General features: G+C 64.5%; 14 protein-coding genes. 9 read left to right on the forward strand and 5 right to left on the reverse strand.

The annotated features are described in order from the left end of the window. Positions 1 to 103: 103 nt before the first annotated feature. The 5 genes from BLW02_RS05350 to BLW02_RS05370 all read left to right on the forward strand — a co-directional run bounded on the left by BLW02_RS05350 (position 104) and on the right by BLW02_RS05370 (position 4729). Entirely contained in the window at positions 104 to 1033 is a 930-nt protein-coding gene (locus tag BLW02_RS05350; RefSeq protein WP_208859690.1) for a LysR family transcriptional regulator, read from the forward strand. Between the two features lie 24 nt (positions 1034 to 1057). Next, complete coding sequence (locus BLW02_RS05355) at positions 1058 to 2122, forward strand: homocysteine S-methyltransferase family protein (RefSeq protein WP_092697346.1); 1065 nt, start codon at positions 1058 to 1060, stop codon at positions 2120 to 2122. Between the two features lie 82 nt (positions 2123 to 2204). Beyond that, entirely contained in the window at positions 2205 to 3491 is a 1287-nt protein-coding gene (locus BLW02_RS05360; RefSeq protein WP_092697347.1) for an AAA family ATPase, read from the forward strand. Beyond that, positions 3484 to 4059, forward strand: a complete 576-nt coding sequence (locus BLW02_RS05365; RefSeq protein WP_208859691.1) for a hypothetical protein — start codon at positions 3484 to 3486, stop codon at positions 4057 to 4059. Before BLW02_RS05360 ends, BLW02_RS05365 begins: the two co-directional genes overlap by 8 nt. Beyond that, complete coding sequence (locus BLW02_RS05370) at positions 4052 to 4729, forward strand: RNA ligase family protein (protein WP_026434856.1); 678 nt, start codon at positions 4052 to 4054, stop codon at positions 4727 to 4729. The genes BLW02_RS05365 and BLW02_RS05370 overlap by 8 nt, the downstream gene beginning before the upstream one ends. A gap of 33 nt (positions 4730 to 4762) precedes the next feature. Here BLW02_RS05370 and BLW02_RS05375 read toward each other — a convergent pair whose 3' ends face one another. Then, positions 4763 to 6073: a CaiB/BaiF CoA transferase family protein gene (locus BLW02_RS05375; RefSeq protein WP_092697348.1), complete on the reverse strand. Its 1311-nt coding sequence runs from the start codon at positions 6071 to 6073 to the stop codon at positions 4763 to 4765. A gap of 169 nt (positions 6074 to 6242) precedes the next feature. On the opposite strand from BLW02_RS05375, the gene BLW02_RS05380 reads away from it, so the two are divergent. Next, positions 6243 to 7157 carry a LysR substrate-binding domain-containing protein gene (locus BLW02_RS05380; protein WP_092697349.1) on the forward strand — a complete coding sequence of 305 codons (915 nt, stop codon included), beginning with the start codon at positions 6243 to 6245 and terminating at the stop codon, positions 7155 to 7157. Positions 7158 to 7221: 64 nt separating this feature from the next. On the opposite strand, the gene BLW02_RS05385 is transcribed toward BLW02_RS05380, so the two are convergent. From BLW02_RS05385 to BLW02_RS05400, 4 genes are read right to left on the reverse strand one after another with little or no spacing between them, the layout of a single operon-like run. Next, positions 7222 to 7692 (reverse strand): PaaI family thioesterase, encoded by a 471-nt coding sequence (locus tag BLW02_RS05385; RefSeq protein ID WP_425285643.1) that lies wholly within the window; start codon positions 7690 to 7692, stop codon positions 7222 to 7224. Then, positions 7689 to 8846, reverse strand: a complete 1158-nt coding sequence (locus BLW02_RS05390) for an acyl-CoA dehydrogenase family protein (RefSeq protein WP_026434860.1) — start codon at positions 8844 to 8846, stop codon at positions 7689 to 7691. Before BLW02_RS05390 ends, BLW02_RS05385 begins: the two co-directional genes overlap by 4 nt. Positions 8847 to 8866: 20 nt before the next feature. Next, positions 8867 to 10075 carry a thiolase gene (locus BLW02_RS05395; RefSeq protein WP_026434861.1) on the reverse strand — a complete coding sequence of 403 codons (1209 nt, stop codon included), beginning with the start codon at positions 10073 to 10075 and terminating at the stop codon, positions 8867 to 8869. Continuing rightward, complete coding sequence (locus BLW02_RS05400; RefSeq protein ID WP_026434862.1) at positions 10072 to 10458, reverse strand: Zn-ribbon domain-containing OB-fold protein; 387 nt, start codon at positions 10456 to 10458, stop codon at positions 10072 to 10074. Before BLW02_RS05400 ends, BLW02_RS05395 begins: the two co-directional genes overlap by 4 nt. A 425-nt stretch (positions 10459 to 10883) precedes the next feature. On the opposite strand from BLW02_RS05400, the gene BLW02_RS05410 reads away from it, so the two are divergent. From BLW02_RS05410 to BLW02_RS05420, 3 genes are all read left to right on the forward strand, one after another. Then, positions 10884 to 12434, forward strand: a complete 1551-nt coding sequence (locus BLW02_RS05410) for a type I restriction-modification system subunit M (protein ID WP_092697351.1) — start codon at positions 10884 to 10886, stop codon at positions 12432 to 12434. Next, a complete protein-coding gene (locus BLW02_RS05415; RefSeq protein WP_092697352.1) occupies positions 12431 to 13684 on the forward strand; it encodes a restriction endonuclease subunit S in 1254 nt (417 codons plus the stop codon). Before BLW02_RS05410 ends, BLW02_RS05415 begins: the two co-directional genes overlap by 4 nt. A gap of 223 nt (positions 13685 to 13907) precedes the next feature. After that, positions 13908 to 14771 carry a BRO-N domain-containing protein gene (locus BLW02_RS05420; protein ID WP_092697417.1) on the forward strand — a complete coding sequence of 288 codons (864 nt, stop codon included), beginning with the start codon at positions 13908 to 13910 and terminating at the stop codon, positions 14769 to 14771. Positions 14772 to 14777 lie beyond the last annotated feature (6 nt).

Consider the following 14777-nt stretch of genomic DNA (forward strand, 5'->3'; position numbering starts at 1 on the left):
AATGGCGGAAGTCTATGAGTGAGGCGACGTCGAATAAACTAACCGTTATCGATATAGCTATAACTCCAAGTCAATGCAGAGCCCTTACAACCTCAACTCTGTGATGTCGCGTCTGCATGCCAGGCAGCTGCGGTTGCTGATCGCGGTGGCGGAGCAGGGCTCGCTGCTGGCGGCGGCGGACCGCGTGGGGCTGACGCAACCCGGGGCTAGCAAGGCGTTGAAGGAGCTGGAGTCCACGCTCAACGCGCCGCTCTTCATGCGCACCAACCGCGGGCTTGTGCCTACGGAAGCTGGAACCTGCGCGGTGCGCTTCGCGCGGCTGATCCAGTCCGACATCAGCCACTTGCAGCAAGAGCTGAGCGCCATCGCCAGTGGCGCAGGTGGCCGCATTGCCGTAGGCACCATCATGGGCGCGGTGCCGCTCCTGACGCGGGCGCTCACGCAGCTGATGGACCAGCAGCCGGACATCTCGGTGGAGATCGTCGAGGACACCAGCGAAAGTCTGCTCGCGCTCATCGACCAGGGGCGGCTGGACGCGGCCATCTGCCGCTCGTCGGTCAGTCCCAAACCCCACCTGTACGACACTGTCGTGGTCAAGGATGAGTCTCTCGCCGTCATCGCGCACCAGGCGCATCCGGCGGCGGGCCTGGCATCGATCACGCTGGAGGATCTGTCTGCCAGCCGCTGGGTGGTGTACCGCGCGCACATGCCAATGCGCCGCACGCTGGAGCGCGAATTCTTCGAAGAGAACCTGTTATTTCCGACGCATTTGATCGAGACCACATCCGCGCTGGCCACGCTTTCGCTGCTGAGCCACAACCCCAATCTGGTGGCCCTGGTGTCGGACGACGTGGCCGACTACGTCTGCCAGCACGGCATGGTCGCCCGCCTGCCGCTGCGGCTCAAGTCGCGCAGCGAGCCGTACGAACTCATCGCGCGGCGCAACGCGCACCGCCATCCGGCGCTGACGCTGCTGATCGATTCGCTGCTGGCCTTGCGTGCCGTTGCCGAAGAGGCCCCAGCGGCGCCCTGAATCGCCGCTTCTTACAATTGCGCCATGCAGCAGATCACCTACACCCGCGCCCAGCAGCTTCCCAACATCCTCGCCCAGCGCATCGTCATCCTCGACGGCGCCATGGGCACCATGATCCAGCGCTTCAAGCTGGGGGAGGCCCAGTACCGGGGGGAGGGCTACACCGGGCCAGACGGCGCAGGCGACCGGTTCAAGGACTTTCCACGCGATGTGAAGGGCAACAACGAGTTGCTGAGCCTGACGCGCCCCGATGTGATTCGCGACATCCACGAACGCTACCTGGCCGCTGGCGCCGACCTGATCGAGACCAACACCTTTGGCGCCACCACCATCGCGCAGGAAGACTACGGCATGGCCGATCTGGCGCGCGAGATGAACTTGAAATCTGCCCAGCTGGCGCGCGCTGCGTGCGACAAGTTCAGCACGCCCGACCACCCCCGCTTCGTAGCGGGCGCCCTGGGCCCCACGCCCAAGACGGCCAGCATCAGCCCCGACGTGAACGACCCCGGCGCGCGCAACATCGATTTCGAACAGCTGCGTGCCGCCTACTACGAGCAGGTCGAGGCACTGGTCGAGGGCGGCGCCGACGTGCTGCTGGTCGAGACGATTTTTGACACGCTCAACGCCAAGGCCGCGCTGTTTGCCATCGACGAGTTCTTTGAAAAAACCGGCCAGCGGCTGCCGCTCATCATCAGCGGCACCGTCACCGATGCCTCGGGCCGCATCCTCTCGGGCCAGACCGTAACGGCCTTTTGGCACAGCGTGCGCCATGCGCGCCCGCTGGCGATTGGCCTGAACTGCGCCCTGGGCGCCACGCTGATGCGCCCCTACATCCAGGAGCTCAACCGCGTGGCCGAGGACACCTTCATCAGCTGCTACCCCAATGCCGGCCTGCCCAACCCCATGAGCGACACCGGCTTTGACGAGACGCCCGAAATCACCAGCCGGCTGGTGCACGAGTTTGCCGCCGAGGGGCTGGTGAACATCGTGGGCGGCTGCTGCGGCACCACGCCCGACCACATTGGCGCCATTGCCCAGGCGGTGGCGCCGGTGAAGACGCGGCAACTCTTCTACCGAGAAGCCGCCTGAGCGCGGCCCGCCTGAGTGGCGGGGCGTGGGTGGCCCGCCCGCAGCCCGCCACCGACCGCGCCTGGGGCGGCGAACGACGCACATGATCAAGCACCTGCAGCTCAAGAACCTCAAGGCCTGGCGCGACAGTGGCAGCGTGCGGCTGGCGCCGGTCACCATGCTGCTGGGCAGCAACTCGTCGGGCAAGTCCACCCTGCTGCAAAGCCTGCTGCTGCTCAAGCAGACCGCCGCCGCGCCCGATCGCACGCTGCACCTGAATCTGGGCGGCGACGAAGCCAACGACCTGGTCAGCCTGGGCGATTTCGATGCCGTGCTGGCGCATGGCGCTGCACCGCGCCAGTTCGAGATCGTGCTGGAATTCGAGCGCCCCGAGGGCGAGCGGGTGCGCCACGGCCGCTTCGCCTGCAGCTACGGCCAAACGGCCAGCGGCGCCGTGGTGGTGCTGGCGCTGTCGCTGTCCACCGTGGCGCGGCAGTTCCGGGCCGTGCGCCGCGAGCGCGGCGCCTATGCGGTGTGGGTGGATGACGAGCCCCGGCCACGTGGCAAGGGACCGCAGCTGGCGCCCGAGCGCTCGATGGCGTTCTCGGCCGAAGCCATTGCCCTGCTGGGCCCCGATGGCGCCCATCTGCAGGACCTGAGCCTGGCCCTGCGCCGCGAGCTGGAAGCCATCGTTTACCTGGGCCCGCTGCGCCAGCGGCCCGCGCGCGACCAGGTGTGGAGCAAGGGCATGTCCGGGGCCGTGGGGGCAGAAGGCCAGCAGGCCATCAACGCCTTGCTGTCCGACGCCCTGCAGCCGGGCGCGGGGCAGGGCGCGGTGCTGCGCAGCGTGTCGGCAGCGCTGCAGCGCATGGGCCTGGCCGACCGCATCGAGGTGCGCCAGCTGGGGCGGTCCAGCCGCTACGAGCTGCTGGTGCACAAGGACGGCGTGGACGCCAACCTGCGCGATGTCGGTGTGGGCGTGGCCCAGGTGCTGCCCGTGCTGACGGTGGCCTATTGCGTGCCGCCGGGCAGCACGGTGCTGCTCGAAGAGCCCGAGATCCACCTGCACCCGCTGGCCCAGGCAGTGCTGGCCGAGCTGTTTGCCGAAGTCAGCCAGCAGCGCCAGGTGCAGTTTCTGGTGGAAACGCATTCCGAGCACCTGTTTCGCCGCATGCAGACGCTGCTGGCACGCCGCCAGACCACCACCGCCCACTGCCAGATGCTGTTCGTGGAGCGGCAGGGCGCCAACGCCGTGCTGGTGCCGCTGGAAGTGGATGAATTCGGCACGGTGCGCAACTGGCCGCCACGTTTTTTTGGCGACGCCCTGGGCGAGGCGCGCGAGCAGGCGCGTGCCCGGGCGCAGCGCATGCGGGAAGCGGCCGGTGGCTGAGGCTTGCGGCCCGCAGACCCTGCCCGCCTCGCGGCTGGTGGACACCAATGTGCTCATCGTGGCCAGCGCGGCCGATGCGGGTTCACCTTTTCGTGCCGAGGGGACGCCGGTGGACGACGCCGCGCTGCGCCAGCGCGTGTTCGACTGGCTGGAAGCCTTCGAGGCCGACCCCACGCGCCACGCCGTGCTCGATGCCGACTGGCAGGTGTGCGGCGAATACGGGCACAAGCTCTCCGAGCAGGACTATGGCTGGCTGGTGATGATGCACAAGATCGACCACAACGAGGTGGTCTGGGTGGATCTGCAGCCCGATGCCGATGGCAATGCCGTGCTGCCCCCCGCGCTGGCCAGCGCCGTGACCGACCTGGCCGACCGCAAGATGGTGGCCGCGGCACTGGCCGCGCTCGCGCTGGGCAGCGCCTGCCAGCTCACCAATGCCAGCGATACCGACTGGCTCGACTGCCAGAAGGCGCTGCGGACGGTGGGTCTGGAGGTCGAGAATTTGTTGCACGACTGGCTGGTGGCGCGCTGGCACACCAAGCATGGAAAAAAGGCACGATATGACTGATTTCTTCCGATTTCCCCACACCCCGCACATCGCGTGGCTGGCCACCGGCGCACCGCGCGATGACAAGGTGCTTTCGCCCGACGAGGCGCACGAACTGCTGGCCGGGGAGGTGGTGCTGGAAGAAAAGCTCGACGGCGCCAACCTCGGCTTTTCGGTGTCGCCCGACGGCGTGCTGCGCGCGCAGAACCGTGGCCAGTATCTGCCGCAGCCCTTCCATGGGCAATTTGCCCGGCTGGGCCCCTGGCTGGCTGCCCACGAGGACAAGCTGTTCGATGCGCTGGGCACCGACCTGGTGGCGTTTGGCGAATGGTGCGCCGCCCGCCACTCGCTCGACTACGCCACGCTGCCCGACTGGTGGCTGCTGTTCGACGTGTACGACCGCAGCACCGGCCGGTTCTGGAGCACCACGCGGCGCAACGAATGGGCGGCCCGCATGGGTTTCATGACGGTGCCGCGCCTGTACGCCGGGCCGGTGGACCTCGACCAGCTGCGCGAACGGGTGCACGCAACGCACAGCCAGTTCCGCCAGGGCAACCTCGAAGGCATCGTGATCCGGCGCGAAAACGCCGACTGGCTGGAGCAGCGTGCCAAGCTGGTGCGCGCCGATTTCACCCAGACCATCGAAGAGCACTGGCGCAGCCGTGCTCTGGAGTGGAACCGGGTTGAGTGATGCCGCAGCCCTGCCGGTGGGCTGGCTGCGGTTTTAGACCACGCCCTTGGCGCGCAGGGCGGCCATGCGCTGGGCGTCCACGCCCAGGCGTTCGCGCAATACCTGTTCGGTGTGCTGGCCCAGGGCCGGTGGTGCATGGCGCAGGGTGGGCGGTGTGTCGGACAGGCGCATCGGGCTGGCTGTGGTCACCACGCGGTTGACGTGCTCGCCCGCTGGTGGCTGGGCGCCGGGGTAGCGCTCCTGCTCCACGCGCAGGCCCCGGAATTGCACCTGGGGGTCGTCAAAGGCCTGGCCGATGTGGTTGATGGGGCCGCAGGGCACGGCCTTGTCTTCCAGCAGGCGCACCCATTCGGCCATGGGCCGCGTGCGCGTGAGTGCGCTCATCATGGGGATGAGGGTGTCGCGGTGCTTGACGCGGCCGGCGTTGGTGGTGAAGCGCGCATCCTGCGCCCAGTCCACGCCGGCGGCGGCGCAAAAGCGTGCGAACTGCCCGTCGTTGCCGATGGCCAGCAGCACGTTGCCGTCCTGCGTGGGGAAATCCTGGTAGGGCACGACGCTGGGGTGGGTGTTGCCCTGGCGCTGGGGCACGCTGCCGGAGTTGAGGTAGCCCGTGCCCTGGTTGGCCAGGATGGCCATGGCCACGTCCAGCAGGGCCATGTCGATGTGCTGGCCGCGGCCCGTGTGGTGGCGCGCTTCCAGGGCGCTGAGGATGGCGCTGGTGGCGTACATGCCGGTGAACAGGTCGATCACGGCCACCCCCACGCGCAACGGGCCACCGCCGGGCTCGGAGTCGGCGTGGCCGGTGATGCTCATGAGCCCGCTCATGGCCTGCACCAGCATGTCGTAGCCCGCGCGCGATGCATAGGGCCCGGTCTGGCCAAAGCCCGTGACCGAGCAGTAGATCAGGCGCGGGTTCAGCGCCGACAGGCTGGCGTAGTCCAGGCCGTAGCGCGCCAGGCCGCCGGTCTTGAAGTTTTCCACCAGCACGTCGCTCTGGCAGGCCAGTTCGCGGATGAGCTCCTGGCCTTCGGGTGTGGCCATGTCCACGGTGACCGAGCGCTTGTTGCGGTTGCAGGCGGCGAAGTAGCAGGCGTTGTCGGTGGGAGCGCCGGCCGCGTCGGCAAAAAAGGGCGGGCCCCAGTGGCGCGTGTCGTCGCCCTCGCCGGGTTTTTCGATCTTGATCACGTCGGCGCCCATGTCGGCCAGGTTCTGGGTGCACCAGGGGCCGGCGAGCACGCGCGAGAGGTCGAGTACGCGCAGGTGACCCAGGGCCCCCACGCGTTGCGCCGCCGCACTGTGCGGGGCAGGGGAGGCAGGGGTGGTGGCGGGGGGAGTGGTGGCCATGGCGTCTTTCGGTGGTGCCTGTAGTGTGGCCTGCACATGGCAGGCAAGGTCGCCATCCTAGAGCGGTGGCGCGCGCGGCGGCTTTGCTTTTGCTGAAGGCGGCGTTTGTTCCTGTGCAGGGCTGGGCCGACGTACCGGGGTGCGGCACCCGTCTCTCTACAATGCGCGCATGGCCATGCATTTCGATCTTGTAGACCTGCGCCTGATGGTGCACATCGTCGACGCCAACAGCATGACGCGCGGCGCGGAACTCTCTTTCATCTCCCTGCCCGCAGCCAGTACGCGCATCAAGAACCTCGAGGAAAGCATCGGCACCAAGCTGCTGTACCGCACCAGCCAGGGCGTGACGCTGACCCCGCCGGGCCAGGCCTTCGTGACCCATGCGCGCATGGTGCTGGGCCAGATCGAGCACCTGCGCGGCGACATGCAGGAGTACGTGCGCGGCATCAAGGGCCATGTGCGCGTGTTTGCCAACACCACCTCGCTGGGCGAGTTCCTGCCGCCCGTGCTGCGCCACTACCTGCGCCGCAATCCGGACGTGAACATCGACCTGCGCGAGCGGCTGTCGCACGACATCGTGCGCGCCGTGACCGAGGGGCAGACCGACATCGGCATCGTTGCCGGGCTGGTGCGCACCGAGAACCTGGAAACCCTGCCCTACCGCTGCGACCGGCTGGTGCTGGTGGTGCCCAAGGGCCATGCGCTGGACGGCGAGATGCAGATCGACTTTGCCGACACGCTGGATATGGACTATGTGGGGCTGCACGAATCCAGTGCCATCCACGCCTTTTTGCGCCAGGCCAGCGACCAGCTGCACCGCCCGATCAAGCTGCGCATCCAGGTCAGCAACTTCGAGACAGCGTGCCGCATGATCGAGGCCGGCGTGGGTGTGGGCGTGCTGCCCGAGTCGGCCGCCAGCCGCCACGCGCACAGCATGGACATCGCCATCGTGCCGCTGTCGGACGCCTGGTCGGTGCGCGAGATGCAGATCTGCGTGCGCAGCCTGGAGGCCCTGCCCAGCTTTGCCCAGGAGCTGGTGGAGCTGCTGGTGGCCGACGCGCAGGGGCGGCTGGAACTGAAATGATGCGATTGAAGAAATAGCTGCTGGCACTTTCTGAACAAGCGCCAGCGCCACTTTTACTCAAGACTCACTCGATGGACTTCCAGGTCACCGGCGCCAGCCAGTACTTGAAGGTGCCGCTGGCCGTGGCCACCACCTGGCCCTGTTCGTCGATCAGCTGGCCCGCGCAGCTGCACAGGCTGCGCGTGGCATGCACCACCCACCCTTCGGCCAGCAGCGGGCCGCGGGCCGGGCGGTGAAAGCGGCTGCTCATCTCTACCGTCACCGCAGTCTGCGAAGGCGCGCCCGGCAGCTCGCCGGCGGCGCGCGACATCACTGAGTCGAGCAAGGTCATGATCACGCCGCCATGCGCGGCCGGCAGCTGGTTGAGCAGCTCCTCGCGCAGGTGCGGCAGCCTCACATGCACCTTGCCCGGCGGCGCAGGCACCTGCGTAGCACCGATCAGGCGCATGAAGGCGCTGCGGTCGGGCGGCGGCGCTGCGTCGCCCTCTGCCTTGTCCGGTGCATCGGCGGCTGACTCGCCTGGCGCCTTGTTCATGCGTCGCGTGCCTCGCGCACCATGTTGCGCGCGATGATGATCTGCTGGATCTGCGTTGTGCCCTCGTACAGGCGGAACAGGCGCACGTCGCGATAAAAGCGCTCGATGCCGTACTCGGCCATGTAGCCCGCACCGCCCAGGATCTGCACCGCGCGGTCGGCCACGCGGCCGCACATCTCGGTGGCGAACATCTTGGCGCACGAGGCCTCGGTGGAGACGTTGTGGCCGTCGTCGCGGCGGCGCGCGGCGTCGATGGTCATGCACTCGGCCGCGTACAGCTCGGCCTGGCTGTCGGCCAGCATGGCCTGCACCAGCTGGAAGTCGCAAATCGCCTGGCCAAACTGCTTGCGCTCCAGCGCGTAGGCCAGCGCATCGCGCAGCATGCGCTTGGCCACGCCCACGGCCACCGCGGCGATGTGGATGCGGCCTTTCTCCAGCACCTTCATGGCGGTCTTGAAGCCGCGGCCCTCCTGCAGGCCGATGAGGTTGGCGGCCGGCACCCTGACGTTGTCGAAGATCACGTCGCAGGTGTGGGCGCCGCGCTGGCCCATCTTCTTGTCGTATTTGCCGAAGCTGATGCCGGGCGTCTTGGCGTCCACGATGAAGGAGGACACGCCGCCCGCGCCCTTGTTGTCGGGGTTGGTGCGCGCCATCAGCGTGAACATGCCGGCGTGCGGCGCGTTGGTGATGTAGCGCTTGGTGCCGTTGACGATGTAGAAGTCGCCGTCCTTGATGGCGGTGGTGCGCAGCGATGCGGCGTCCGAACCCGCCTCGGGCTCGGTCAGCGCAAACGAGGCGATCACCTCGCCGGTGGCCAGCTTGGGCAGCCACTCGGCCTGCTGCTCGGGCGTGCCGTCCATCAGGATGCCCTGCGAACCGATGCCCACCGTGGTGCCGATGATGGAGCGGAAGGCCGGCGCGGTCTGGCACAGCTCCAGCAGCACGCGGCATTCCTCTTCCATGGTCAGCTCCAGTCCGCCGAACTTTTCGGGGATGGTCATGCCGAACAGGCCCAGGTTGCGCATCTCCTGCACGATGGATTCGGGGATCTCGTCGGTCTCGGCCACTTCGTTCTCGGCCGGCACCAGGCGCTCGCGCACAAAGCGGCGCACGCTGTCGAGCAGGGCTTCCAAAATTTCTGGATCGCGGATCATGGTCAGGGTTCTTTCAATGTTCAGAGGGTTTCGGCCGTGCCCAGCACGGCGGTGGACTGGCTCGACAGCGTGCCGCCATTGCCGTGCACCACGGCCGTGCGGTGCTGCTGGAGCTGGCGCGCGCCAGCCTCGCCGCGCAGCTGGCGCACGGCCTCGATCAGCGCAAAGATGCCGTACATGCCCGGGTGCACGCACGACAGGCCACCGCCGTTGGTGTTGACGGCCAGGCGCCCGCCGGGCGCAATGGCGCCGCCCTGCACGAAGGCGCCGCCCTCGCCCTTGGCGCAAAAGCCCAGGTCTTCCAGGAACAGCAGGGTATTGATGGTGAAGGCGTCATACACCTGGGCCATGTCCATGTCGACCGCCGTCAGGCCCGCCATCGCAAAGGCCTGCGCGCCCGACTGCGCTGCGCTGGTCGTCGTCAGGTCGGGCATGCAGGAGATCTGGCGGTTCCAGATGGCCGTGGCATTGCCCAGCACATAGACGGGAGGATTGGGCAGGTCGCGCGCACGCTCGGCACGCGTGAGCACGATGGCACCGCCGCCATCCGTCACCAGGCAGCAGTCGCGCACGGTGAGCGGGCTGGCAATCGGCCGGGCCGAGAGCACGTCCTCGATGGTGAGCGGATCGCGCATGAAAGCCTCGGGGTTGCGCTGCGCCCAGGCGCGCGCGGCCACGGCCACTTCGGCCAGCTGTTCGCGTGTGGTGCCGAACTCGTGCATGTGGCGGGCGGCGGCCAGGGCGTAGGCGGCGACGGGCAGCACCGGCTCGTAGGGATGCTCGTAGGGCTGCGGGTCGAGAAAGCGCCGCGCGGCCACGCCTTCCTTGCGGCCGAACGTGGCCGAGCGCTGCGCGCTGCCGTAGCACACGAGCACGGCCTTGCACTGCCCGGCCTCCAGTGCGCGGATCGCGGGCAGCAGGTGGGCGATGAAGCTGCTGCCGCCGATCATCGTGCCGTCCACGTAGGTCGGGTTGATGCCCAGATGCTCGATCACCGGCATGGTCCACATGCTGGCGTTCACGCTGCAGGTGGCCAGGCCGTCGATGTCCTGCATGGTCAGGCCTGCATCGGCCACGGCGGCGTGCGCGGCACGCACCAGCAGCGTCATGTCGTCCATGCCGGCCGCCTCGCCACAGCCATAGGTGGCAGCGCCGACAATGGCCACGCGGCCGCGCAGCGGGCGGTTCACGGCGGCGGCGTCCAGGTGGGATTGGGGAACGCGGCTCATGCTGCACCTCCTTGCGCTTGTGCCGGGGTGAACAGCACCAGGCCGCGCCCGTCCTTTTGCGCCACATGGGCCTGCACGCGCTGGCCAATCGTCACGGCCTCGGGCGCCACGCCTTCCACGCGGCTCATCATGCGCACGCCCTCGTCCAGGTCGATCAGGGCCACGTTGTAGTTGCCGCCCGCATCCGCCTTGCGCGCGATGGTGGTGGTGGAGTAAACGGTTCCCAGGCCGCTGGCGCGCACCCAGCGCAGCGGGCTGGCGCCGCAATGCGGGCACAGCTCACGCGGTGTGAACACATGGTGGTGGCACTGCGGGCAGTGCTGCAGGCAAAAGCGGCCGGCATTCAGCTCGGCCTGGTAGTGGGTTTGTGCGCTCAGGTGCATGGTGTTTTCGTCTCAGGCCTCTTGGCGGTCTATGGCTTTGTGGAATGCAGCATGCCTGCAAGGGCGGCGCGCTTCAATTCGGCAATTTTTAAGACCACCTTCAGCGAGGCCGGCTCAGGGGGTGAACGTGGCAGCCAGACCATTGACGGCCCCAGCTTTTTCTGGCGACCCATCGTGCGCAATGGCGTGCCATGGATGCGCGGCCGATGAACGCGGAGACCTTCGGCGCCCGCTGGCCAAGTTTCGTGAGCCTTCGTAGCGGCCGTACGTTCGTCAAGTTGTTTCGACTCTAATGCAGGGCGCCCAAGTAGACTGCTACACGCATTGAGAGCCTGCCGCCCATCTCCACGACTTGCGGTCTCGCTAATGCTCGAAAGTCCAAAGCGCGCCCCCGCCGCACTACCGTCTTGCAACAAGAAAACACCATGACCAGCATCCAACAACGCGCAGAACTCCAACGCCGCATCTGGCAAATTGCCAACGATGTCCGTGGCGCCGTAGACGGGTGGGACTTCAAGCAATACGTGCTTGGAGCCCTGTTCTACCGCTTCATCAGCGAAAACTTTGCGGCCTACATCGAAGGCGGGGACGACAGTGTCAACTACGCAGCGCTGGGCGATATCGTCATCACCCCCGAAATCCGCGACGACGCCGTCAAGACCAAGGGCTACTTCATCTACCCCGGCCAGTTGTTCGTCAACGTGGTGGCCAAAGCCAGCACCAATGAAAGCCTGAACACCGACCTGGCCAAAATCTTTTCGTCCATTGAATCCTCTGCCATCGGCTACCCCTCAGAGCGCGACATCCGAGGCCTGTTTGCCGACTTCGACACCACCAGCAACCGCCTGGGCAACACCGTCAAAGACAAAAACGCCCGCCTGGTCGCCGTGCTCAAAGGCGTGGCCGACCTGGACTTTGGCACCTTTGACGACAGCCACATCGACCTGTTTGGCGACGCCTACGAATTCCTCATCTCCAACTACGCCGCCAACGCAGGCAAATCGGGTGGCGAGTTTTTCACGCCCCAGCAGGTCTCCAAGCTGATCGCCCGGCTGGCCATGCACGGGCAAACCAGCATCAACAAGATTTACGACCCGGCCTGCGGGTCGGGGTCGCTACTGCTGCAAGCCAAGAAGCACTTCGATCAACACGTCATTGAAGACGGATTTTTTGGCCAGGAACTCAACCACACCACCTACAACCTGGCGCGGATGAACATGTTTCTGCACAACGTCAACTACGACAAATTCAACATCCAGCTGGGCGACACCCTCATCGAACCCCACTTCGGCGACGACAAGCCCTTTGACGCCATCGTCTCCAACCCGCCCTACTCGGTGAAGTGGAAGGGCTCAGACGACCCGACCCTCATCAACGACGACCGCTTTGCCCCGGCGGGCGTGCTGGCCCCCAAATCCAAGGCCGACTTTGCCTTCGTGCTGCACGCGCTCAGTTACCTCTCGGCCAAAGGCCGCGCGGCCATCGTCTGCTTTCCCGGCATTTTTTACCGCAGCGGCGCCGAGCAGAAGATTCGCCAATACCTGGTGGACAACAACTATGTGGAAACGGTGATTTCGCTGGCGCCCAACCTGTTCTTCGGCACCACCATCGCCGTGAACATCCTGGTGCTCTCGAAGCACAAGCTGGATACCACCACCCAGTTCATCGACGCCAGCGAGTTGTTCAAAAAAGAAACCAATAACAACATGCTGCTGGACGCGCACATCGAACAGATCATGCAAGCCTTCGACAGCAAGGTGGATGTGGATCACTTTGCCCAGTCCATTGCCTTTGAGAAGGTCGCCGCCAACGACTACAACCTCTCAGTCAGCAGCTACGTCGAAGCCCGCGACGACCGCGAAGCGGTGGACATCAAGGCACTCAACGCGAAGATCGCCAGCATTGTGGTGCGGCAGGCGGAGTTGCGAACTCAGATTGATGCCAATGTTGCTGACCTTGAAGGGGAAGAAGCATGAGCCGAATTGATGAACTGATTGCCGAGCATTGCCCAGATGGGGTGAAGTGGACACCACTAGGGAAAGTGGCAAATCTTCAACGCGGGAAAAGACTAGTCAGAAGCCAATTGGATCAGTTCAATGGTTTTCCGGTTTACCAAAATAGTATGACTCCGCTTGGCTATTACCATGAAAGCAATGTGAAAGCAGGAACAGCTTTCGTGATTGCCGCTGGTGCAGCTGGCGAAGTTGGTTACAGCGACGTTGATTTTTGGGCAGCGGATGATGTTTATGTATTCTCGGAATTGAGTGGCATCAATCAAAAGTATCTTTATCACTTCTTGTTAATGAAGAGGAATAAAATTTCATCTCAGGTCAGAAGGGCAAGTATTCCACGCTTGTCGAAAGTCGACATTGAGCGACTTTTAATTCCGATTCCTTGTCCAGAAAATCCGAAGAATTCTCTTGATATTCAGACGGAAATCGTGAAAGTGCTTGACACTTTCACCAAACTGGAAGCGGAGCTGGAAGCGGAGCTGGAAGCGCGTCGGCGGCAATACCAGTATTACCGCGACGCGCTTCTGACTTTCGGCGAACGCACGGACGCTGACGCAAGCAAGCAAGCAAGCAAGCAAGCAAGCAAGCAAGCAAGCAAGCAAGCAAGCATAAGGTGGATGATGCTGAATGAAATAGGTCAATTCATTCGCGGTCGTCGCTTTACGAAAGCGGACTACGTGGATGACGGCATCAGCGTCATCCACTACGGAGAGATTTACACGAAATACGGCGTGTGGGCCGATCACGCGATCTCACAAGTCCGTTCGGATATGGCTGGCACCTTGCGTTACGCCAAGCCCGGCGATGTTGTCATCACCGATGTGGGCGAAAGCGTCGAAGACGTCGGTAAGGCCGTGGCATGGCTCGGCGATGAAGAGGTGGCAATCCACGACCACTGTTACGCCTTCCGCCATGGCATGAACCCAAAGTTTGTTTCCTACTGCATGCAGACCACGTCGTTCATCGCGGAAAAAGCGAAGTATGTGGCACGCACCAAAGTCAACACACTGCTGGTCGATGCCTTCTCAAAAATTCGCATCCCCGTTCCTTCCCTCGAAGAACAGGAACGCATCGTCGCCATCCTCGACAAGTTCGACGCGCTGGTAAACGACCTATCTTTCGGCCTGCCCGCCGAAATCAAGGCGCGCCGTCAGCAATACGAACACTACCGGAACAAGCTATTGAGCTTCGCGAAGTTTGAGGCCACGACATAACGTGGGCAAGACGCTCGGGGAAGTCGCCAGGCAGCTGAGAGGGGCCGACAAAAAAGGTGCAGTTGATTTATGCCTTCATTGGCACAGGCAATGCGAGTCCACCTGATGCATTGCGCTGGTGAAGCAAATGGCGCAGTTTGAGTTTGTCCCACAGCCTGTGGGACAACTGCCCAAGGGAGCAGGGGCTCGTCGGGATGGCTTTTGAGATTCAAGGGGGATGACCATGCAGACAGGGATAAATGTCAAACGACAACTGTTCGATACGGCTCAGATTCGCACCGCCTGGGACGAGGCGGAGGAGAAGTGGTGGTTTTCTGCGCTGGATGTGGTGGCAGCACTGACGGATCAACCCGACTACACCAAAGCCCGGAACTACTGGAAGTGGCTCAAGGGCAAGCTCAGGCAAGAGGGCAGTGAAGTGGTTAGCGTCACTCACCAGTTGAAGATAGAGGCGCCCGACGGCAAGCAGCGGCTCACGGATGTGCTGGACACCCAGCAGGTGTTCCGGGTCATCCAGTCCATTCCGTCCCGAAAGGCCGAACCCTTCAAGCTGTGGCTGGCCGATGTGGCCAGGCAGCGGATGGACCAGCTGCAGGACCCGGAGCTGTCCATCGAGCAGGCTATGCAGGACTATAAGCGCCTGGGCTATTCGGACAACTGGATCAATCAGCGGCTCAAGAGCATCGAGATCCGCAAGGAACTCACCGACGAATGGAAGAAGCATGGCCTGCAAGAGGGGCTGGAGTTCGCCTTCCTGACCGACGTGATCTACAAAACCTGGGCCGGCAAAACCGCCAGGGAATACAAGCACTACAAGGGCCTGAAGAAGGAAAACCTGCGGGACAACATGACCAACAAAGAGTTGGTGATGAGCATGCTGGCCGAGCTGTCCACCAAGGAAATTTCAGAGGCTGTGCAGCCAGCGTCCATGCAAGAGCACGAAGACGTGGCCAAGCGGGGCGGGGGTGTCGCCAAGGAGGCGCGGCTGAAGCTGGAGGCCGAAACGGGCAAGAACGTGATCAGCCAGCAAAGTGCCAAGCAACTGCAGCAGTTTCAGCCGTTGAACAAAACCAAGAACAGGAATTGAGGCCTT

Source organism: Acidovorax soli, from assembly GCF_900107605.1.
In the GTDB taxonomy this organism is placed as follows: Bacteria; Pseudomonadota; Gammaproteobacteria; order Burkholderiales; family Burkholderiaceae_C; genus Acidovorax; species Acidovorax soli.